This is a genomic window from Acetobacterium sp. KB-1 (genome assembly GCF_003260995.1).
Lineage (GTDB): Bacteria > Bacillota > Clostridia > Eubacteriales > Eubacteriaceae > Acetobacterium > Acetobacterium carbinolicum.
In genome coordinates this window covers 469,255-492,030 of the sequence record NZ_CP030040.1, presented here as the reverse complement: position 1 = coordinate 492,030, position 22,776 = coordinate 469,255, and the positions used below count along the sequence as shown (strand labels likewise).

The window sequence follows — 22,776 nt, the reverse complement described above, 5'->3', positions numbered from 1 at the left end:
GGGCTTTTAAACTTACGGTGGCATTTAGCTAGAATTTTTTCTTAGGAGGTTTCATATGCGTTTAGTTACTCGATCTGATTTTGACGGTTTAATCTGTGGTATGCTGTTAAAAGAAGCCGACATCATTGATGATTGGATTTTTGTTCATCCAAAAGACCTGCAGGACGGGCTCTTCTCCCCCACCGAAAATGATGTGCTGGCCAATGTTCCCTATGTGCCCGGTTGCGGGATGTGGTTTGATCACCATTCTTCAGAGAAAGAGCGAATGGGATGGCATCCTGGGGTGGCAGGCGTAAGCCGACTGGCACCTTCGGCTGCTCGAATTATTTATGAATATTATGGCAGTGCCGCAAAGTTTCCCAATTATGAGGAAATGATTTTTTCGGTGGATAAGGTGGACTCCGGGAAGCTTACCCGGGATGAAATCTTAAACCCCACTGGCTGGATCCTACTGGGCTTTATTTCTGACCCTCGTACCGGATTAGGTCGATTCCGGGATTTCCGAATCAGTAATTACCAATTAATGGAAGAACTGATCAATCTTTTTCGAAACTTGTCCATTGAAGATATTCTGGCCTTGCCGGACGTAAAAGAACGAATTGATCTTTACCACGATCAGGCCCGACGTTTTACTGAAATGGTAACAGCGCATACTCAAATTATTAATAATGTGATTGTTACCGATTTACGGGATGTGGATACCATTTATACTGGCAACCGTTTTATGATTTACAGCCTTTATCCCGATCAAAACGTATCACTCTGGATTGTTGACGGCAAGCAAAAACAAAATGTCTCCATTGCCTGCGGTTACAGCATCTTAAACCGAAGCTGCACTGCTGATATTGGCAAACTGATGCTCAAGTATGGGGGCGGCGGCCATCACATGGTCGGTACCTGTCAAATCCCGTATAACGATGCTGACACCATTATTGAAGAGATCATTGCGGCACTTAAAAGCAAATAAAAAAACGCAACCGTCGCAGGTTGCGTTTTTTTTATTGCTCGGGACGAAATTCAAAGACCATGACCGTTCCCCGATAACCCAGAAAAGTAACATAGGCCACTGATCGATCTGGATTAAACCAGGCCATCACCGTATAGGAATTTTCAGCATCTTTTTTATTGTAGGCAGAATTTATTTCGGTACCGTCTACTCCACCTAAAATAGTCTTGACCTCTTCGTAGGTCATCCCTTCTTTAAGGGTGTTAACCTGATCCGCCGTAACATTGGCGTTGACAAGTCCGTCGAGATAGGTATTATCCGGGACAAATAGTGATTTAAACACCACTACCTCCGCACCTTCTGTCTCTTCCGAACCATCCGTAGCTTCTGTGACCATTGTATTATAGCTCACTGTGACCCCATAGCCGGTGTTTTCATCGACATAGTTAAAGCCTTTCCCTTTGGCAGATCCTTCGACTTTCAAAGCTTTTTCAGCTTCCTCTCTAGGCATCCCCACTAGTATCTTATTGTATAAGTTTAAGGGATCTTTGCTGACCTCTTCTTTACCGCCCCCGAACATCATCAGTACAATGACGGCAAGAACAGCAATGCCGATTAACACCGCAATACCGCCGATCAGAATCGGCTTCGAAATTTTTTTCTTCATTCACTCTTCTCCTGTTCTATTTCTCAATTTGTCTACAATGGCATTAACCGTCATAAAATCCTGCAAAAAAAAGAGTGGGCCTCGCAATGTCTCGACAATACCACTCTCAAAGTTGATTTTTACTGAGATTTTCGCTGAACTCATTCTAAACAAAAGCTGTGGTTTTGTCAATTAAAAAGCAACAATCCTCAAATCGGTTTGTTGCTTTTTTATTGCCAGCTTTTAATTTAGCTTCACCCCAAAATAGCTTTTTAAGGCTTCTTTGATTGCGGCATCGCCGTTGATGGCTGTTTCGGTCAGCACCTCACCGTCAGCAATCTTTAAATTGCCATCAAAATAAGTGATCTTGCCGGTTTCTGTGACCAAAGCACACATCTGCGCCTGTCTGAAAAAGGACTCCGGGTAGGTGGCAGTGAAATGATTTGCAATCAGATAATCCGCCGGACAACAGGTTTCCCGGGTAAAAGCGTAGATGGGTTCAAAACCAGTGGCAGTTTTGAACTCTACTCGGCAACCGTAAACCGGGTCGGCCATCACCCGATGAATTCGTCCCAGATGCTCCTGCTCCAGACCTTCCTCAAATAAAAGCGGTGCGGCCAGACTGTTGCCGCCAAAACCTACATCACAGACCCATTTCTGGCCGTCAGCTTCTGCCAGCAACACCATATGGGTTTTTCCCGAGTTATCAAACCCTCCGTGGTAGACTCTGGCCAGATGCCTGGTGACTGGAAAACCCATCTCGGTCAGCACCGCCGCAAAGAGACTATTCATTTCAAAGCAGTAACCGCCGCGATGGTTTTTCACCATCTTCTCGAAAAGATCGTCAAGATCAAGAGAAATATTCTTCTTTTCAAAAACATCGAGGTTTTCAAAGGGAATGTTCATCACATGGCCAAGATGGAGTTGTTTCAGGGTTTCAGCGGAAACCTGGCTACCCCCGGTATAATGAATCCGCTTAAAATAGTCCTCCAGGTTAAATAATTTATCTGGCATACGTTCTCCTTTTTTTAGTTTCGTTTAAACTAACTCCAGTATACCAGAACGCCTGGGAAATTAAAGCTAAAACTGATTGCATTAAGAATAATTTTATTAAGCACTTAATTCCAATTGCCGCCTCTATCAATAGGCGACAACCTCCTTGATACTGAATTCCCGGCCGGAGATCAAACTGAAATCTTCACCCTGACAGTTTGGACAAATCTTGCGGTGGTCAACCACATTATAAATTTTATGACAAGACTGGCACTCCCCGGTGGCCGGCAGCACGATGATTTCAAGCTTTGTATCTTCATAGGGGGTTTCACTAACCGCCGCCGGATAACAGGCTTCCACAAAGTGGGGAATGGTCTGGGACAATTGTCCGATCTCCAGAATAATCGTGTCAACCCTGGTCAGATTGTTCTCCACGGCGAACGCGTCGACGATTTTAATCACTTCATAAACAATCCCGAGCTCATGCATGGCCTCACACCTCTTTTTCTCGTTTCTTTAGTTAAACTACAAACTTAGTACCGACAATTGTTGCATCATGTTGTCCGCATCGGAGCAGACAGGTTGATCAACCTGTCCGATTCTGCGCGAAGGCAACGAGCCGATCATAAGCTTGTTTATAGTTGGCGACTGCCCGCGACCTATGCGAAAGAAGCGTAGCGGATTTCGCATGGCGCAGCGAACAACAGATTAACAATTGGTCGGTACGATAGCGAAACACTCCGCTAGTTTTATTTATCGGGTTTCCGAAAATGGATTGACCTTATTGAGTGCAATTTTTGCTTTTCGACCAATCGCTTTTTTAAGAACTGCTTTTTGCAAGTCGTCGATTTCATAACCCATCTCATCATAAACCCGTTCCAGTTGAATGGCCTCAAATTTGCATTTAAGGGTACAGGCACCGCATCCGACACATAAATACGCATCCACCTTGCTAGCCCCGCAGCTTAAGCATCGGGCCGTTTCTTTCTGGATTTGCGCTTCGGTTAACACCCCTCTTAAATCTTTAAAAGTTGTTCTTGAAACCTTTCCATCAACATGCGAAATCCTTTGTCGCTCGGTGCCATCATAATCGATTCGCTCATCCAGATTGTCCTTATCAAGCATGGTATAGGCATGATTATCGCGACCAAAAACCAATGATTGACCTTTCTGGACAAAACGATGAATCGAAACGGCGGCTTCTTTACCGGCGGCAATGGCATCAATGGCCAGCTTAGGTCCGCTGGCAACATCGCCTCCTGAAAAGATGTCATTTTTAGAAGACTGTAGCGTGACCGGATCGACCGCTACGGTGTTGCGACTGGTTAATAACACCGCTTCGTCGGCAAACAAATCGCCATAAGCATAGGTTTGTCCCACTGACAGGATCACATTGTCACAGGGCACAATCATCCGATCCGCTTCTTCAAATTGAGGATTGAAACGACCAGCGGCATCAAAGGTTGACAGGCAACGCTTAAACTCAACCCCGGTAACCTTACCACTTTCTGTGACAACCCGAGTCGGTCCCCAGCCGTTATGAATGCCGATTTCCTCACTCAGTGCCTCGGCCACTTCCTCGGTATGAGCAGGCATATGATCCCGGGCTTCCAGACAATATAAATCGGTCTGGGCGACATTTTTTAGTCGAACTGAGCTACGGGCCACATCAATGGCCACATTTCCGCCGCCGATAACCACGACCTTGCCTTTGACGTTGGTTTCTTGGGCCAGGTTTGTGCGGCGCAGAAAATCCACGCCACTAAAAACACCCTCGGCATTTTCGCCGTCAAGGCCAAGGGTTCGTCCCGCTTGAGCCCCGATGGCTACATAAAAAGCCTTAAAGCCTGAGTTTCGCAGGTCCTGGAAGGAAATATCCTGACCTATTTCCACACCGGTTACAAACTTGACCCCCATCTCGCGAATCACATCAATTTCTGCTGCTAAAACGTCTTTCTCCAACCGATAGGAAGGAATCCCTAGGGACAGCATCCCCCCAAGGCGACTTTCCTTTTCAAAAACTGTGACATCATATCCGTCAATGGCCAGATCATAAGCACAGGTTAGTCCTGACGGTCCCGAGCCGATGATGGCAATTTTTTTGTCACTGTAATCATGTCGTTTGACCGGCATGAAACGAGATGCCATTTCCAGATCCTTTTGGGCAATAAATTTTTTGATATCATCAACCGCCACCGCCTCGTCAATATCCCCCCGGGTACAGTCTTCTTCGCATAATCGCGGACAGATCCGGCCGCACACCGCTGGTAGCGGATTATGTTTCTTGATCAGCTCCAGGGCCTCGGTATAGCGTCCCTGAGAGGCCAGTTTGATGTAGCCCTGAACCGGGATATGGGCTGGACATTTGGTGATGCAGGGGGCCGTTCCTGAATCCAGGGCATTTTTGCGGTTGATGCGGTAATCGCTGTTCCACTTATCTTCCAGCCATTCGGTATTACGGGGGGTCACCTTGGTTACCGTTTCGTCAATGGGCGTTTTGGAACATAGCTTCTGGCCGAGTCTGATGGCATTGGTCGGACAGACATCGACACATTCACCGCAGGCGACACATTTGCTTTCATCGACTACCGATTTATAATTCGACCGGACGATGTCAGTGTTCAAGTATTCGTTGGCCAACCGCATGGCATAGCAACCACAACCACAACAGTTGCAGATGGCATGGGTGTGACCTGGAGTATCCAGATTGGGGATTGAGTGCATCAGGCCATTGTCTTCCGCCTTTTTAATAAGCTCGAAGGCTTCTGCTCTGGTGATTTCCCGACCGCGACCGGTTTTGATATAATACTCAGCAGCATGGCCCAGTTGAATGCACATATCCTCTTTTAAGTGGCCACAACCTTCACCCATGGATTCGCGGGAGGTTCGGCAGGAGCAATCCGATACCGAAAAAATGCTGGCTTCATTTAAATGATGCGATACTTCTTCATAGGTCACTTTTTGGGAATTTCCATCAATCGACCGTTCGATCGGCAAAACCCGCATCGGACCGCTGCCAATCGGCATGATCCCAGCGGCCATAGGTCCTTTTTTGCCGCCAAAATAATAAAACGCTTCAGCGACTTCCGGATGTTTGGCGACTAATTCTTTGTTATTATTGATCATTTCCAGATGGCCAGGGACAAAAATATCCTGCCAATATAGATCTATCCCATCGACCGTATTGACAAACGCAACCCCGGCCCAGGCAATGTACGAAAGGGCGTCGGTGACCAGATCGAGCGGTTCCCCCGCTGCTTTGGCTACCGCTTCAGCACTCAGTTTTTTTCGAAATTCAAGGTACATGGCAATTTTGGCCTGGTACGCGTCAAGAATCGGCTCCAGAGCATAGTACTCCGGACCGAAGGGGATGACTTCCCGACTGGTTCCTGCTTTGGTACGACCGATTTTATTGGCCAGATCAACAATTTCCTGACGATAGGGTCGGTCATTGACATCCGCCCAGGTTAAGGCAAAATTAAAGCGTGTCGACTTACTAAAATTTGTCGGTTCTGTTTTTTTGTTCATCTTGATCTCCTCTTTAACTCAATAATTCTGGCTGATTCCAGTTATTAACTTGATTGCGTAGCCAGTTTGCCCATTCGTCAATACCTTCTCCGGTTTTGGCGGATATCGGAATGACGACCAGGTTGGGGTTGATCTTCTTAACCCGCTCCCGCAGAATATCCAGATCAAAATCGAAATGCTCCTGTACATCGATTTTATTAATCAGCAGCACATCCACCAGTGAAAACATCAGCGGATATTTCAGCGGTTTATCATCCCCTTCCGGGACACTCAGAATCATCGCATTCTTAGAAGCACCGGTATCAAACTCGGCTGGACAAACCAGATTGCCGACATTTTCCAGCACTACCAGATCGGTCTCTCTGGTACCAATCCCCTCCAGACCCTGGCGGGTCATGCTGGCATCCAGATGGCACATCCCCCCGGTATGGAGCTGAATCACCCTGGTTCCCGTTTTCGCCACGGTGTGAGCATCCACATCTGAGTCAATATCGGCTTCCAGAATGGCAATGCTCAATTCTTCCTTTAGAGCTTCAATGGTTCGCAACAGGGTTGTTGTTTTTCCCGAACCCGGCGACGACATCAGATTCAGCAGAAAGGTCTGCTCCTTTTTTAATTCCTGACGAAGCTGATCAGCTTCCCGGTCGTTATTTTCATAAACGCTTTTTTTGATTTCCAGTACCTTATAAACTTCCATCTTTTTCTCGCTTTCCGCTTATGTAATTGTTTGCAGTTTCTTCATTAGCTTGATTATAAGCCATGCGAATAACTTTGACAACATTTTAACAGCGCATAAAAACACATCCCGTCAGTTGTTTTAACTTGGTGTTAACAACTTATCGGGATGTGTTTGAAGTAAAATCCAGCAACTGTCACAAACCTGTAAACAGCAAGCCAAAATAAATTTATAATTGATCGGGAGAAAAATAACGGTTGGCAAAATCATTGAGGTATTGGGTCAGTTTATCAAGGGTGGGAAAACAAGTCAGACTTCCTGAAAAATAAATGCCATCCTGGCCCTGGCGGGTGTTCACCTGATCGTAAAAACCATTTTTTATTTCCGTCCCGGTGACATGGGGAAAGGTTTGCCACTGTTTGTAGGCAAACAGCCGCTCAGCCTTATAGCCGGCCTGTTTCATATCGGCATCAATAAGGGCCTTTAACTCTTTAATTGGCAGGTCTCCGGCTGCATAGGCCGTCAGAAGCGGTCCCGGCTTATCCGGCTTGCTGCTAAACAAAAGCATGAGTTGCCCGTCTTTATCAAAATTATGACTGAAATAACTGGTTATCCGGTAGTTTTCCCGGGCCACATAAGCCAGCACATTGTAGTGTTTTCTTTGATAGGATTCCATTAAGCTGGCATGGTCCGGGAACTTAATCACTTGTCGATTCAGTGGCACCGTGATCACCGCCGCATCAAATTCCTCATTGCCGACGGGAGTTTCAATGGTCACACGGTGATACTCTGCGGGAGCAATGCCAGTGACTGGGGTATTCAAGCGGAGATCTTCCAGCTTTTGCGCTAATTTTGTAATGATCTCAGTGGCCCCGTTGGTAAAGGCAATCAGCTTTCGGGCCTCAATCATCGAAGACAGGGTCAGCAGATCCAGATACTTTAAGGCATAGATGGCCGGAATCTCGCTGGACTTCCCAAAACCAAAGGCAACCAGATGGGGTGCATAAACCCGGATCAACGTTTGTAACTTGTTTTCGATACACCAGGATTCAAAGGATTGGGTCAACGCATCGGGAACGTTTTCCCAGCCCTGAGCATTTAAAGCGGCTTGATAGGGGGCCAGAATTTTCGGCAATCGTTTTAGCTGTTCCTGAAAGCCAGCGATTTCATGGGGATTAATTTGAGCCAGTTTTTCACCATCCGGCCCCAAAAAATTCCGATGAAAATACTTGTATTCCGCCTTAACACCCAACTGTCGCAGGAATTTCATCAGTGCTTCTGAGGTTCCCAGCACCACTCCCAGCTCACAAAACTCTTTTTTATGAAAAACTGTGTAGCAATGGCCTCCGGCCCGTTCTTCCTGTTCAAAAACCGTCACCGTATAACCAGCTTTTTCAAGAAAATAAGCCAGAACCAAACCGCTGTAACCACCGCCTACCACCGCTATCCGCTTTTTCATCGTTCTCCCCTCCTGGCAAATTGTTTTTTCTGACGCTTCCAAAATTCTAGTTGCTTTTATTAACCGCTAGTATTTTCGATTGACATAAGACCATAGTGGCAGGGTCACCCCTGTTCCCTTCGCCTCGACAACAATTTCGAGGGGCGTTTTCTGGCAGTTTTTACCATAACCCAGAGACATGTCAAAATTATAATTGCGAATAAATTGCTGAAAATCATCCTTGATTTCTTCGAAGGAACGAGTCGATTCCAACGCTGCTTCCAGATAATCCCCACTTTTCTGATTGAATACCTGAACTGTTTTTGAATATAAATTATTTTTTTCTTCCCAAATCACCTGTTTGATGTTCATTTCCCGGAGATTTCTGGTGTACAGATGGCGGCTGTGAATTCTTCCGGTGGTATACTCCGCTTGATGGGGGGTCATAATCCACCGCGGTTGCATCAGCAGCTCATTACCCATGGGAACGGCCACCCCCAGCAGCAGGTCCAGAGCACAGTCAGAATTTTTTTTCGTATAAAGTCGGGAAAATGCCATGCCACTGATTAAGTCCACCACCGCATACTGATAAAGATTGCCCATCCCCGGTTGATAACCGCGTGTCACCGTCCAGGCCATCCAGCATTCTCCCACCGTCAGATGCTCCGGTTCCGGGGCCCGATCCGACCAGATTTTTATTTCAGGGCCGACAAATTGATGTTGCTCGGCTCTTATTTTCCGGCTATAATTTTTTCTGGCCTGTTTCTGGTTAAGATCGTGACGGCACATAATATTATAAACCCCGCTGCTACTGATGATCAGGTCCCGATCTTCAAGCAGCCAGGCGATACTCTGGGGGCCGTAGTCCGGAAAGGAAACGATTGCATCAAGCACCGCCAGCTCCATCGCCAGATCGGATTTATTGGGCGGGACATAATGTCGGACCTGATCCTTCAAGCCGGCCAGACCCTTTTCATCAAACCGTTTGAGCCAACGGTAGTAAAGGGTTCGGGAGATTTTATATTTTTTACAAGCCGCACTGACTCCCTGCTCCTGACCGCACAGCAAAATCTCATGGCGGCGTTTGATTGTTTCCTGCTCTTTAATAGCTTTTAGCATGTGCGATCGTCCTTTCTAATCATTGCGACAACATTTCCCTAGATTTATTACCTTATTGATTCTTTCTAGTAATGATCAGTTTTAGAACACCGATCTTAAAAAAATAGATTGCCGATAAAAAATAATACCACGATGTGCAGCGGATAAAAAACATAAAACAGATATTTCATGCCCCGTCCCTTTTCACCATTATAAGAAAGCATCAGCGGTAGGGAACCGATCATCATCCATTGATAATTCGTGTAAAGAAGGGCTGTCGGTTGCGGATTCATGGCCCATTCCAGAGCAAGAAAACCCAGGCAGTAAAGCCCATAAGCCAGGATCAGCCGTTTTTTGTCGGTTCGATTAAAGTAAATCAACACGCCCAGAAAAACAAAGATAAAACTACCCTCGTTAAAAATCAGATTGCCGGTGATGGCCCCCACAAAGCTCATCATGCCGGTGAGGGGAAGTACTTGGCCGGCCAGAATACAGAGGATTGTTGTCAGAATCTGATAGACCGCGAACAGGGCGAGGTATTTGTTGCCTTTGGGCTTATCGGTTTTTCTGATTTCGATGAGCCAGACAATTACCGCCACCAAAAACAGCGTTACAAAAATATTGTTGGATATCATAGCGTAAGGGTCTGCGACAATATTGTTGCAAATGACATCTATCAGGCCCATTCCCAGGCCGAAGAAATACATCCTTAAGAGATACTTTTTGCGGTCATGGGTGTAGTAAAAACCCCAGGCCATACAAAACATAAACACTGGGGCCGAAATCCGGCCCACCCAGTGCAGCCACAGCGGTGCACCCGGAATAAACTGCCCCACATGGTCCAGTAACATCAAAATCAGGGCGATTACTTTTAAAGTTGTCGAGTTCATCTGTCTTTCTCCAATCTACTGTAAACTATTTTTATGAATGACAATTTTTATATCACTATAGGAGCAACTCTCCGGCAAGGCTTCCTTGATGGGTCGCAGTGCTTCCAGACCAACGGTTCCAATCGCATTGATGATTGCCACTTCTTTTTCGGTATCCACAAAATCACGCCAGTCAATCGCTTTTCCTTCCTGGTCGCAGCGGATTAAATGACCAAGCACCGTGTTTTCGGTTAATTCACGCTGCCTGGCGATATCAGCAATGGTCATGCCATCTGTAAATAACTCGTAGCTGAGTTCCCATGAGGGCACTTTCGCTTCTTTTTCTCTACTTTGCTGCCTGGAAACCCTGGGTTCCGGGTCATCCGTCGCGATCGGCCGGGGTCTGATCGTGATCGGGTGATTTTCGGAAAAGCTCTTAATCGCTTCGATAAAGACTGCCCCATAATGATTATAGCGGGCCTGGCCGACCCCATTGATTTGCAGAAATTCGGCTTCTGAACGGGGAAAGTAGGCTGCCATTTCCTTTAAGGTCGCATCGGGGAAAATCACATAAGGTGGCAATCCCTTTTCCTGGGCAATGCTGCGTCTCAGGGTTCGCAGTTCTTCAAACAAGGCTTCATCGCAATCCACCGGCGGTTTGGCTTTACCCGAGTATTTTTTATTGGCAGCCTTGATATTGAGCAAGTGTTTTTTATGGAACACTGTTTCGTTGCCCTTTAAAATCCCGCTGGCGGCCGGGGTCAGCTTGAGAACCGGATACTCATCGGCAGTGACCATGATATAGCCCTTGGCTACCAGGGTCATGATGATCTCCCGGAGGCTTTCGGCACTCTGCTCCTTAAGAATTCCATAGGTTGAGAGCTGATCAAAACCTAACTCCAGCACCTTTTTATTTTTTGAACCCCGGAGCACCGCAATCACCATATTCAGGCCAAAGCGGTTTTTCATCCGATAAATACAGGAAAGAATCTTCTGGGCGTCCAGAGTGATATCCACCATTTCCGACTGATCGAGACAATTGCCGCAATTGCCGCAACGCTTGTAGTCGGCGGATTCCCCAAAATACTGAAGGATGCTTTTTCGAAGGCAATCATTGGTGTGGCAATAATCGACCAGATACTGGAGATTTTCAAATAGTAAGGTTTCCCGTTCCGGAGAGGTCTGATTTAATTGGATCAGCTGTTTCTGTTTAACAATATCCGCAGGCGAATAAAGAATAGTGCAGTGGCTGGGTTCGCCATCCCGGCCACCACGACCGGCTTCCTGATAATAGGCTTCCATATTCTGGGGCATATTGTAATGGATAATAAAACGGACATCCGGCTTATTGATTCCCATGCCAAAGGCATTCGTGGCTACCATGATGTGAAGACGGTCATTAATGAAATCCTGCTGATTCTGCTCCCGAGTCTCAGAATTCATCCCGCCATGATAGGCTCCTGCTAAATACCCAAGGCCTTTAAGCTTGGCAGTAACGCTTTCCACGGTTTTTCGGGTGGCGCAATAAATAATACCGGACTGATCCGGGAATGTCTCGGTGATGGTATTTTTGACGTAACCAAGCTTATCGCCGGTTTTAACCACCTGATAAAGCAGATTGGGCCGATCAAATCCGATGATCGATTCCACCGGATCTTTAAGCGCCAGCAATTCCCTGATTTCCTGAATAACCTTGACTGTGGCGGTGGCGGTATAGGCCGCTACCACCGGCCGGGGCGAGATATTCCGGATAAAAGCGGGAATCTCGCGGTAATGGGGGCGAAAATCATGGCCCCACTGACTGATACAATGGGCTTCATCCACCGCGATCATGGAAACGTCAAGCTCCCGGACCAACTCCACAAAGGCCGGTGCACAAAGCCGTTCCGGGGCGATATAAAGAAGTTTGTACTGATTGGTCCGGATCCCTTTAAGCCTTTTTTGATAGGTAGCATCATCCAGACTGCTGTTTAAAAAGGTGGAAGCGATTCCCATTTCGCCCAGGGCATCGACTTGATCCTTCATCAATGAAATCAGCGGTGAAATCACCAGCGTAATGCCTGGCATCTGAATCGCCGGAAGCTGATAGCAAAGGGATTTTCCCCCACCGGTGGGCATGATCCCCAGCACATCCTGACCATTTATGGCGGCTGTAATGATTTTTTCCTGCCCTTCTTTAAATGTATCGTAGCCAAAATATTGACTCAGGTTTTTTTTTAGTGTCACGATGAACCTCCTGTGAATCCTTGTCTCCGATTAGACGGTTCCGTGGGAACCTTGATTTTTGTCATATCCTTTATTATAAGTTAAAATAACGCCCCTGACAAGGAAAGTGACTCACTTTAAAAATCTTGTTCATTCATTTTATTGTCCCAATGCTGATCGCCAATATCCATTTAAAAAAGGGCCTTTACACATCGTTTCCGATGGCAAAGCCCTTTTAAATTTACTCGTTATCGTTACTTTTCAATGCGTCTAAGTCTTACAAATCAAAATGAGCAACCCGCCGATACTCAGTGCTGCCCGAATCGTCCTGGATAAAATGCCAGTTTGATGGAAAACTCAGTTCTTTTGCTAGTCCTTCAAGGGTAAATAGCATAATCCCGGCATCGGTATAATTCTCTTCCCGTTCTGGATTAACCACCGCCAGTTCAGCGTAACCATCTTTCAGAATCAGCCGGCAGGGCTGAATATTTTGGAATGAGGGCGAATTCCTGACGTAGTAAAGCAAATCTAGAACCCCTCTTTTTTCCATCTCTGAAAATGGTGCTACATTTCCCCAATTTTGAAGAAAAACAGTGTCTACCACTGATAGTCGCGATTCATCGTTAGTGGTAATCATGGTGATCCCGTAGGGATTCTGTTCATATTTAGTGTCACAACTAATAACGGTTGTATGTTTATCTGTACTGCTTTCTTTTTTTACTGGTTTTCCAAAAACTAACAGATGCTCAACAATACCTTTTTGTCCCCCCAGTAATTTTTCTTCTTGAGCCTGGCTTATTTCACTTAAGGTGATCCAGCAACTGCCCAGGCCCAGATCATAAATCTTTTTTACCACCGACTGCATATAAAAAGCGCCAAAAATTTCAATCTCATGGTCAGCTTTGTCCAGTCGCAAACCGATATAATGGGGTCCTTTAATCATCACCCCGCCATACCCCCCAGAGCCTTCCAGGTTCTGATAAACAACGGCACCGTTTTCTATCAGGATCAGGGAGAATCCCTTTTCCTTACCAACAGTACTATTTACTTCATCAAGATATGTTTTTATTTCTTTCATATCCTGTTCTACCACACCAATATCCACAAATTCTCTGGTTGAGTGACTATTCACCATAAATTCTCTAAATTTCATAAGTTAGACCTCCTCGCATTATCTGTTTACTTTATACCCCACTTAGTGAAGATTAATCATAATTATCCCTAAAACCGTCTGGAAATCCTTCTAATGACAATGGTAGTGAGTAAAACCCCGAGAATTGCGCCAGCACCATCGATAAGCACATCCTGAAATTGACCGGAGCGGCCCGGTACAAACAATTGATGGAATTCGTCTGACACAGCAAAAAAGACGCAAATGATTAGAGCCAGATTAACCGGTTTTTTGACTTCGCTTTGAAAGAGCGAAGAAATCGTCAGGGAACCCAAAATAAAATAGGCGATAAAATGGGCATTTTTACGGATATAAAAATCCAGACCAAAGATTTCCATGTTCTCGATATCCGGTGCAAAAGGCTTCAGAAAAGATAATAATCCATTCTTCACCCCAGTGCTGAGATGAGCCGACTGGGTCGCTGGCTGACTGGAAAGATAAAAGATAATTCCCATCCAAATCAGGGTGCATATCCAGGTTAATATAAGTATTATTCGCTTTCTATCCACTTCTTCACCTTTTTTTCTGACCTGGCCGAATCCCCTTCTGTTTTCGTAGCTTTTAATAGCAACTTGAGCGCTGTTAATCATCCAGTTTTTCTCATAAACAAACGACAGTGTAAACCCAATAATATTATTCAAGACAGCTCCACTTTTTTAAGCAATTATGGTAAACTAAAGAAAAAAACTGGAGAATGCGATGAAACGACATGATTATATTACCTGGGAAGAATATTTTATGGGGATTGCCCTGTTATCGGCCCGACGCAGCAAAGATCCCAATACTCAGGTGGGTGCCTGCATTGTCAATAAAGACAATATTATTCTGTCCACCGGCTATAACGGCATGCCTAAAGGCTGCAGCGATGATGCCCTGCCCTGGGAGCGGGAAGGAACCTTCCAGGACACCAAATATGCCTATGTGTGTCATGCCGAATTAAATGCCATCTTAAACTCAGACGGGCGATCACTGGCTGATTCCATTTTATATGTCACCTGTTTTCCCTGCAACGAGTGCGCCAAAGCGATTATTCAAGCCGGGATTATAAAAGTGATTTATCTTGAAGATAAATATCCGGATGCGGATGCCACCCAGGTTTCCCGACGCCTGTTTAGTATGGCTGACATCACCTTAAAAGAATTTCTAAATCCGGCCTTTTATCGTGAGTTATCGTTGTATTAATGAAAATATTTATCTTCCTCTAATACCAAAGAGATGCTTTTTTCGATGAGCCGCAGATGGCCTAGCTTTTACTGGTTGGCGATCTGCGCAAGCATTTTGCCGAACCGTTTGTTGAGTTTGGCAATCGGCAATCCCACAATATTATTATAGTCTCCTTTAATCCACTTAACCCAGAGGCCGGCCTCTTCCTGGATGCCATAGGCCCCGGCTTTGTCCATGGCCTTGCCGGAGGCCACATAATCAGCCACCTCCCGCTGCATCTGATGATCCCATTCATAAAACTTAATCGTAGAATTCACGACAAACCGCTCTTCGAGATCCCGATAGCGGATGCTGACACCAGTAAAAACCTGATGGGTGTTTCCAGCCAGCCGTTTAATCATGTTATAAGCATCCATTTCATCCGCCGGTTTCCCGAGGATCTGTTCATCGATCACCACAATCGTGTCCGCTCCCACTACCAATGCCCGAGGATTGATCTTTTGCACAACTCGGGCTTTCCTTGCCGCCAGCTCTTCAACAAGTATTTTTACCGCGTCCTGAAAATCCTCGTCACTGTTTGCCAGAATTTCTGTCTCAATCCGTTTTTCATCGATTTCTGCGGCCTGGATGATAAAATCTTTGATGCCATGGCTTTTTACTACCAGCTTAAACAGCTCCTGTCGGCGGGGAGACTTGCTGGCAAGAATTATTTTAGGTTGCAAGGTATACCTCCGTTTATTCAAAAAAGATAGTAATATTGTATCATTTTATCGAAACAAATGAAAGATTTTGGAGATAAATTTTAAACTGAAGCCCGAATTATCGTTTTAGTGCCCGTACCACTAAAAATGATGATCTATCCAAATCGATAGCCCACTTACAAACAGCCATTATGCCTGAATCATTTTTCGCTCACTGGTCAAAAAGTGTTGACAAGCCAGCAACTAGTATTATAATTTTATTATAGGTACCTGTCTCAGAGATCATTTAAAAACAAGCCTTATTTTTTGTTCTTTGGGGCGGATCACAGATGCGTACTTTCAACCACCACCCAAATCGAACCAGAGAAAGGAAACAAAATGAAAAAAAGTATTCTTAGATCGATCACCGGCCGTCTTTTGATTCTTTTACTGATGCTGTCCATGATTTTTTCAACCGGCGTTTTTGCCGCTGTTGATTCCGAAAAAACTAAGACCGATAACACCATTGATACAAGAGCCACTGGAGATATTGGTGTTCAATATCGGGGGCACATCCAGAATAAAGGTGATGTTCCCCTACCGGTTGGCAACTTCGTTAGCGGTCCCGGCGAGCTGGGAAGCCAAAGTGAGGGGCTCCGGCTGGAAGGGCTCAGGATTGAACTCACAGGCGATGTACCTTCCGGTGCGGGAATCAGCTATGCGGTTCATGTCCAGAATAAAGGTTGGATGGATACGGTGGAAAACGGTGATTTTGCCGGAACCACTGGCGAAGGCCTGCGCATCGAAGCCATCAAAATTAATTTGACCGGTCTTGATGGTTACGAGGTTTATTACCGCGGCCACGTTCAAAATAAAGGCAATATTCCCATAGTTGATAACGACTGGGGCTGGGTCAAAAACGGAGCCGAGCTGGGAACCACTAGCGAAGGGCTGCGTCTGGAATCAATCCAGATAAAAATAGTCAAAACAGAAACCTATACTGCCCTGGGCGATTCCATCGCCTATGGAATGAGCGCAACCCCCGGTTCCGGTTATGTTAATCTTTTCTATAACGACTTAAAAGGAATGAGTGGAAATGAAGACTTATCTTTAGTCAACCTGGGCGTCCCGGGTTATACGTCCAGTCAGCTCCTTAATCAGCTTTCAAACGATCCGACAACCATGGCAGCTCTGAGCAAGGCTAAGGTCGTTACTGTCAGTGTCGGCGGTAACAATATTCTTGCTCCAGTTATCGCCAGTCTGGCTGCAGCTTTCTCTTTGGATCCCACCTCGGCCACCTTCCCGGCTGAGCTGGCAGCCGCTTTAGCCCAACCCGGTGCCGAGGATATCATTACGGCAACGCTACCAACAATCCAGACAAGCGTGACAGCCAGTGTTACACAGTTTGTCACCGATTGGCCACAGATCATTGCCACCATCAAAACCCTGGCACCTCAGGCTGATATTGTTGTAGCAACCCTGTACGATCCCATCAATACCCAAGATCCGCTCTACGCCATTTTCGAGCCATCGATTCAGACGATTAATCGTACCATTATGACCCCTGGTGCCGGTTATAAGGTTGCTGATGTCTACACCGCCTTTGCCACCTATCAGGGCAGTGAAGCACTGGTTAATTTCAACTGGTACATCGGTAGCTTAGATCCCCACCCTACCACCGCCGGCCATGAGTTGATTTACCAGTACCATCTAAATGCCGGGTTTATCAACTAGCCTGAGCCGTCGCCATTAATCTGAACTTAATATCAATCTAAAGATAAATGCGCTGGACGTTAAACGAGTTAACGTCCAGCGCATTTTATCTGTTCAAATCTTGTCCAAAACACTCAGCAGATAAACTGTAATTAACAAATGACGGCAACGATGCTTGCTTCAAACACTTTGAGCCGCTTGCTTTATCGTTGAGATAAACTTACCTAAATGGCTTTGGAGGCTCTGTAGCGGGTATTTTTTCTTCCATTTCTTTGTATCCTTATTCATTCTATGCTATAATACATTGAATTTAATTTAGGAGGAAAAGAATGAGTACTGATAACATTCAAATACTGATCGCCATGATCATTTACATCGTGGCGATACTTGGTATCGGCATCTATTTTTTAAAAATCGCCAACGCCAGCAGTGACAATTATTTTATCGGCGGCCGTTCCCTGGGTCCCTGGGTGGCGGCAATGAGTGCAGAAGCATCCGACATGAGCGGTTGGCTTTTGATGGGATTACCCGGTGTAGCGTACTGGTGTGGCATAAGCGATGCTTTCTGGACCGCTCTAGGTCTCGCTTTAGGAACTTATCTGAACTGGAAGATTACCGCTAAACGACTACGGAACTATTCCGCGATCGCAGGTGATGCCATTACTATTCCAGAGTATTTCAGTAATCGCTTTAAAGAAAGTAAAAAAGTCATCATGCTGATTGCTTCCGTGTTTATTCTGGTTTTCTTTACCGTTTATGCAGCCAGTTGCTTTGTGACCGTAGGCAAGTTGTTTACTTCACTGTTTGGCATTCAATACCAGGTTGTGATGATTGCGGGTGCATGTTTTGTTATTCTATATACCTTATTGGGTGGCTTCCTGGCTGAAAGTGTTTCTGACTTTATGCAGGGTGTTATCATGATTATTGCACTCTCTCTCGTTTTGATACTTGGCGTTATGGCGGCCGGGGGATTTGGTGACGTGATGGAAAATATCCAGCGCATTCCCGGTTTCTTTGATTTCTTCGGTATTGCCAATCCAACGGTGGTCGACGGTACACAACAGGTATTAGCTGGTAACCCGGTCTTTGGTGCAGCCTTGCCTTACACCTTTTTGACAATCATCTCCACCATGTCGTGGGGTCTTGGCTATTTCGGTGTTCCCCAGGTATTGCTGCGGTTTATCGCCATTCGGGATGCTGCCGAAATTCCCAAGGCCCGACGCATTGCCACCACCTGGTGTGCTATTTCGCTGTTTGCTGCCGTCTTCATTGGTCTAATCGGTCGGGTTTTATTCCCAACGGAACTGCTGACCCCAAGCGGCGCAGAAAGCATTTTTATTGTGATGTCAACTAATCTACTGCCACCTTTGATCGCTGGATTTGTAATGGCCGGGATACTCGCTGCGACCATGAGTTCTTCGGATTCCTATCTGCTCATTGCCGCATCGGCTTTTTCAAAGAATATTTATGAGGGTATCCTCAAAAAAGACGCTACCGATAAAGAAATCATGCGGGTTTCGCATATCACCCTGATTGCGATTTCAATCATTGGGGTTCTTCTTGCCCTTGATGAAACCAGTGTTATCTTTAATATCGTATCTTTTGCCTGGGCTGGTTTTGGTGCCACCTTCGGGCCATTGATGATCTTCTCACTATTTTGGAAACGAATTAATCGAGAAGGTGCCATTGCCGGAATGCTCGCCGGCGGCGGCATGGTCTTTATCTGGCGACTTTTCATCAAGCCATTAGGCGGCGTTTTCGGGATTTACGAACTCTTGCCAGCCTTCCTGGTATCCTGTGCCTTTATCGTAGCCGTTTCCCTGATGACCAAAGAACCCTCTCAGGAAATTCAAGATGAATTTGAACAAGTCAAGGCTGCTTCAATTTAGTATTACAAAATTAATAGGCAAAAATAAAAGCCAGCTAAAAAGCTGGCTTTTATTTTTTTGTAGTTTTGTCACAAAATAATATTATGCGACAAAACATGTAAAATTTAATAGCTTGCTTGAAGATCTCAAGCCTGTTGCTTAGCGTCGACTGACTTCTGCTCAATCTCGGTGACACAGGTGGTTTTTATGGTTTCCACCAGATACTGCAGGGCATCAATTACGTGGGGGCGGATGTCACCGCCAATGAGGACAAACATAATATCATCACCCAGCTCCAGCTGACCTTCGTTTAGCCAGACCCGGGCATGAAAGATGCCGTCCATTTTTTTTGTTTTAGCAATAGCCGCTTCCACCTTTTTAGCATCATAAAAAAATTCCATGCCGGTGACCAGCGAGCCGTCATCGAGCCCTTGTCGTACCTTGGCTTTGGGTGTTTGACGGACGGTGCCGTTATGAACCAGATACATGCCCTCCTGTAAGGCCTCCGGATCATTTTTAGCTTCTTTTAACCATGCATCAATCGATGGTGCTGTCTTTTTTGTATTTTTATTACTCATTTACATCTACTCCTTATTTTTCTTTGTGGATCTTTAACAGTCTGAGCTGTTATCATCATGGCATCATTATTTTTGCTGCTAACCGTTAGAACCGATCCATGAAATCATGGAATCCCGCTAATCTACTTTACCACATCAAACCAGAATTTCAAAGAACTTGTTCGTCGGCGCGTACCTGATTTGCTTTTACAAATCGTTTTTGGTATCATAAGACTCACAAAACTATAAAAAGGCGGATAAAAGCATGAGCACTTCATTTTATATTCAATCAGCTTTACCATCAATTTCAACGATCACCGAATCTGAATTACAGAGGTTATTCAATGGATAATCAGGAACCGAAGCATCAACGACGTCCACGCTACAAAGGTACCCACCCCAAGGCATATAAAGATAAGTATAAGGAACTACAGCCCGAGAAATATGCGGATACGGTGGAAAAGGTAATGCAAAAAGGCAGCACCCCAGCCGGAATGCACCGCTCTATTTGCGTCAATGAAATCCTCGACTTTCTGGCGATTAAACCCGGACAAATCGGATTGGATGCCACCCTGGGGTTTGGTGGCCACACCAAAGCCATGCTGCAATGTCTTGAAGGTCAGGGTCACCTGTACGCCACTGATGTGGATGCCATCGAACTGCCCCGGACGCAAAAGCGTCTCGAAGATAATGGTTATGGGCCGGAAATTCTGACCATCCGGCATCTCAACTTTTCGCAAATCGATGAGATTGCCCGGGAATCTGGACCCCTGGATTTTGTTCTGGCAGATTTGGGGGTATCTTCAATGCAGATTGATAATCCCGAACGGGGCTTTTCTTTTAAGTTTGAAGGGCCATTGGATTTACGACTTAATCCCGAAAAAGGTATCTCTGCGGCGAAGCGGCTAAAAACCATTTCCCTGGATGAGTTGGAAGGTATGTTCGTTGAAAACGCTGACGAACCCAATGCAGCCGCTGTCGCCACCGCCATCATCGCCAAAAGGAATAAGGGCATTGACCTGGCAACCACAACCCAGCTCCAGGAAACGATCAAAGAAGCCCTTAAAAATATTCCCGGCAGCAATAGTAAGGAAGCCATGAAAAAAACCTGTCAACGGTGCTTTCAGGCCTTGCGGATTGATGTCAATGACGAGTATGAAGTGTTATATGAATTTCTGGAAAAACTGCCTGATGTGCTTGCCCCCGGCGGCCGGGTTGCCATCCTGTCTTTTCATTCCGGCGAAGACCGACTGGTTAAAAAATCGTTTCAGCGTTTTTTTCGAGAAGGCATCTATCGTGAGGTGGCTCCCGGTCCGCTTAGGCCTTCCGCCGAAGAATGCCATGCCAATGGCCGGGCCCGATCAGCAAAATTGCGCTGGACCATCAAAGCCTGATTTTGTGCCCTGCTATGTCGAATCCTAGTAATTTTCTGCATAATCATATGAAAGCAAAAAAGAACCTTGAATTTCAGGTTCTTTTTTGTTTAAATGGAATTTATATATATTTTGATGCTAATGGATAATATAGGTGATATTGCCGGACTCTGCCCAGGCAGCCGCAAACTGATCCAATCGATATCGGACCCTAACTCCGGCATCGCTCGAAGCGGCCGGATCATTGATGATGATATACTCGGAACCGTTTTCCTGGGTAAAACCGCAAACCACAATCAGATGACCATAGGTTGACCGAATTGGTGCCCCATCGATTACCGGTAAATTTGCGTTAACACTGGCGCTGTTTTTATAGGCCACTGCTACCGCCGCGGGATGACCGCCAGCGATTTCTCGTTTTAAGCCCTCAATGGTTGAATAGTCCACATAGGCGTGATAACCAAAGCTTGAGGCATAGGCGGTATTAAAGGGCCAGTTGCCGAAATCTTGATAACCATAATCATAGGATCCCCAGGCCGCGCCTTCCGGTTGAACCGGGGTTCCATAATAATTTAAGATCATCGCCACGCTGGTGGGACTGCAAATGGAATCGGCAATTGAAGGCTCCCGAACCATCTGCGATAACTGGGGGACATTGAGAATCGGTAGGTTTGATAAATCCGGATTATCGGTAAAGATCTTGGTGATTCCTTGGCCGAGATTGGCATTTCTTAACGCCACTGAGATTAATCGCACCGTGGGCGTCACTCCAGCGTTACCGGAATGGAGGATGACCCGATACTGAATTTTATTGGCCGTTTTTCCGTCCTTGACCACTAGGGTATCGACATCCATTTTGGCGACCGGACCATCGGTTACTCCGACCCCGGAGGAGCGGTTAATGGTGGTTCCCCACCGTCCCCAGGAGAGCCAGTCGGACCAGTTTTCGGTGGACAGACCATTAGCATCCACGGCATTCTCGCAGACCCGAGCTTCCACTTGAACCAGGGTTCCGTCGGGCGTGTCCGTATCCCAGGAAAGCACCGCTTTGGTAAATGAGTTGGCATTAAAGATGTTGGAAGTATATACTCCCGATTGATTTCCGGACTTAAGCACAATTGCCCCATCTCCGGAATTTGCTACAATCTCAACGCGATCCAACCCCATCGCATTCTCATTAAAATCACTGCCCGTTGTCTGAATCATCAAATTCCCCGGCACGGATTTTCGTTCGATAAAGGGAGCATCCTGATCCACGGTTCCCGTCGGCGGGTTTCCGCCTTTGGGCACAATGACAATATGGATGCCTTCCAGCCGATACGAGTAACCCGCGGTTCCTGAGCTTTCTCCGTTTTTAGCCCAGCCCAACCAGCCCATATTCTGGGCATGAACCTGATAATAGACATCAAAACCTGCAGCATCAGCCCCGGTTAAATTAATTTGAATGGCTTCCAGCCGATAGCTCAACCCTTCAGTACCGCTCATGGCACCATTGCTTTGCCAACCCCGGTCGGTATCCGCTTCCCAACCGATGTTCTGGATATGGGTTTGATAGGTAATGCCCAGATCATAATCCGGAGCATCCAGCTTCACCTCAATACCCTCCAGTCGCAAACTCCTGCCAGAGGTGCCACTCATGATTCCGTCGGTTACAAATTCCTGCCAGCCATCATTCTGTACATGGGTCCGATAGCTCACACTTGGGTTTTCGACCGCCATGATCCCGGCCGGGAGCATTCCGGCAAACAGACACAGTCCCAGCAATACGATCAAACTGTTTTGGAAACACTTCTTCACGGATTTATCCTCTTTCCTGTTTTTATGTTGCAACACTTTTTGATTTATTTTACT

The 22,776-nt window shown here is 46.0% G+C and carries 19 protein-coding genes; 5 read left to right on the top strand and 14 right to left on the bottom strand.

Annotation, left to right across the window (positions count from 1 at the left end; genetic code table 11):
• Positions 1-55: 55 nt before the first annotated feature.
• Positions 56-967, top strand: coding sequence for an exopolyphosphatase (locus DOZ58_RS02305; RefSeq protein WP_204355457.1), 912 nt, complete (start codon positions 56-58; stop codon positions 965-967).
• A gap of 31 nt (positions 968-998) precedes the next feature.
• Here the strand turns inward: DOZ58_RS02305 and DOZ58_RS02300 are convergent, their stop codons facing one another.
• The 11 genes from DOZ58_RS02300 to DOZ58_RS02250 form a co-directional block, all read right to left on the bottom strand.
• On the bottom strand, positions 999-1,613 hold the full coding sequence (locus tag DOZ58_RS02300; protein ID WP_111886820.1) for a hypothetical protein: 615 nt from the start codon (positions 1,611-1,613) through the stop codon (positions 999-1,001).
• Positions 1,614-1,835: 222 nt separating this feature from the next.
• On the bottom strand, positions 1,836-2,606 hold the full coding sequence (locus DOZ58_RS02295) for an arylamine N-acetyltransferase (protein ID WP_111886819.1): 771 nt from the start codon (positions 2,604-2,606) through the stop codon (positions 1,836-1,838).
• A 126-nt stretch (positions 2,607-2,732) separates the two neighbouring features.
• Positions 2,733-3,074 carry a hydrogenase maturation nickel metallochaperone HypA gene (locus tag DOZ58_RS02290; RefSeq protein ID WP_111886818.1) on the bottom strand — a complete coding sequence of 114 codons (342 nt, stop codon included), beginning with the start codon at positions 3,072-3,074 and terminating at the stop codon, positions 2,733-2,735.
• Positions 3,075-3,338: 264 nt separating this feature from the next.
• On the bottom strand, positions 3,339-6,113 hold the full coding sequence (locus DOZ58_RS02285; RefSeq protein ID WP_111886817.1) for an FAD-dependent oxidoreductase: 2,775 nt from the start codon (positions 6,111-6,113) through the stop codon (positions 3,339-3,341).
• Positions 6,114-6,126: 13 nt separating this feature from the next.
• A complete protein-coding gene (hypB, locus tag DOZ58_RS02280; protein ID WP_111886816.1) occupies positions 6,127-6,810 on the bottom strand; it encodes a hydrogenase nickel incorporation protein HypB in 684 nt (227 codons plus the stop codon).
• Between the two features lie 208 nt (positions 6,811-7,018).
• Positions 7,019-8,248, bottom strand: a complete 1,230-nt coding sequence (locus tag DOZ58_RS02275) for an FAD-dependent oxidoreductase (RefSeq protein WP_111886815.1) — start codon at positions 8,246-8,248, stop codon at positions 7,019-7,021.
• 66 nt (positions 8,249-8,314) lie between these two features.
• Complete coding sequence (locus tag DOZ58_RS02270) at positions 8,315-9,346, bottom strand: helix-turn-helix domain-containing protein (protein WP_111886814.1); 1,032 nt, start codon at positions 9,344-9,346, stop codon at positions 8,315-8,317.
• Between the two features lie 95 nt (positions 9,347-9,441).
• Positions 9,442-10,215, bottom strand: a complete 774-nt coding sequence (locus tag DOZ58_RS02265) for a TraX family protein (RefSeq protein WP_111886813.1) — start codon at positions 10,213-10,215, stop codon at positions 9,442-9,444.
• Positions 10,216-10,230: 15 nt separating this feature from the next.
• Positions 10,231-12,420 carry a DNA helicase RecQ gene (recQ, locus tag DOZ58_RS02260; RefSeq protein ID WP_111886812.1) on the bottom strand — a complete coding sequence of 730 codons (2,190 nt, stop codon included), beginning with the start codon at positions 12,418-12,420 and terminating at the stop codon, positions 10,231-10,233.
• A gap of 256 nt (positions 12,421-12,676) precedes the next feature.
• Positions 12,677-13,552 (bottom strand): nitroreductase family protein, encoded by an 876-nt coding sequence (locus DOZ58_RS02255; RefSeq protein ID WP_111886811.1) that lies wholly within the window; start codon positions 13,550-13,552, stop codon positions 12,677-12,679.
• A gap of 68 nt (positions 13,553-13,620) precedes the next feature.
• Positions 13,621-14,211 (bottom strand): VanZ family protein, encoded by a 591-nt coding sequence (locus DOZ58_RS02250; RefSeq protein WP_242988579.1) that lies wholly within the window; start codon positions 14,209-14,211, stop codon positions 13,621-13,623.
• Between the two features lie 58 nt (positions 14,212-14,269).
• On the opposite strand from DOZ58_RS02250, the gene DOZ58_RS02245 reads away from it, so the two are divergent.
• Positions 14,270-14,752, top strand: coding sequence for a dCMP deaminase family protein (locus tag DOZ58_RS02245; protein WP_111886810.1), 483 nt, complete (start codon positions 14,270-14,272; stop codon positions 14,750-14,752).
• A 68-nt stretch (positions 14,753-14,820) separates the two neighbouring features.
• Here DOZ58_RS02245 and DOZ58_RS02240 read toward each other — a convergent pair whose 3' ends face one another.
• Entirely contained in the window at positions 14,821-15,456 is a 636-nt protein-coding gene (locus DOZ58_RS02240; RefSeq protein WP_162624387.1) for a nucleoside triphosphate pyrophosphatase, read from the bottom strand.
• A 357-nt stretch (positions 15,457-15,813) separates the two neighbouring features.
• Between DOZ58_RS02240 and DOZ58_RS02235 the strand changes: the two genes are divergently transcribed.
• Positions 15,814-17,148, top strand: coding sequence for a GDSL-type esterase/lipase family protein (locus tag DOZ58_RS02235; RefSeq protein WP_111886808.1), 1,335 nt, complete (start codon positions 15,814-15,816; stop codon positions 17,146-17,148).
• A gap of 308 nt (positions 17,149-17,456) precedes the next feature.
• Positions 17,457-19,016: a sodium/proline symporter PutP gene (gene putP, locus DOZ58_RS02230; RefSeq protein ID WP_111886807.1), complete on the top strand. Its 1,560-nt coding sequence runs from the start codon at positions 17,457-17,459 to the stop codon at positions 19,014-19,016.
• Between the two features lie 125 nt (positions 19,017-19,141).
• Here the strand turns inward: putP and DOZ58_RS02225 are convergent, their stop codons facing one another.
• Positions 19,142-19,573 (bottom strand): molybdenum cofactor biosynthesis protein MoaE, encoded by a 432-nt coding sequence (locus DOZ58_RS02225; RefSeq protein ID WP_111886806.1) that lies wholly within the window; start codon positions 19,571-19,573, stop codon positions 19,142-19,144.
• A gap of 323 nt (positions 19,574-19,896) precedes the next feature.
• On the opposite strand from DOZ58_RS02225, the gene rsmH reads away from it, so the two are divergent.
• Complete coding sequence (gene rsmH / locus DOZ58_RS02220) at positions 19,897-20,946, top strand: 16S rRNA (cytosine(1402)-N(4))-methyltransferase RsmH (RefSeq protein ID WP_111886805.1); 1,050 nt, start codon at positions 19,897-19,899, stop codon at positions 20,944-20,946.
• Between the two features lie 117 nt (positions 20,947-21,063).
• Here rsmH and DOZ58_RS02215 read toward each other — a convergent pair whose 3' ends face one another.
• On the bottom strand, positions 21,064-22,722 hold the full coding sequence (locus tag DOZ58_RS02215) for a C39 family peptidase (protein ID WP_111886804.1): 1,659 nt from the start codon (positions 22,720-22,722) through the stop codon (positions 21,064-21,066).
• Between the last annotated feature and the right edge of the window lie 54 nt (positions 22,723-22,776).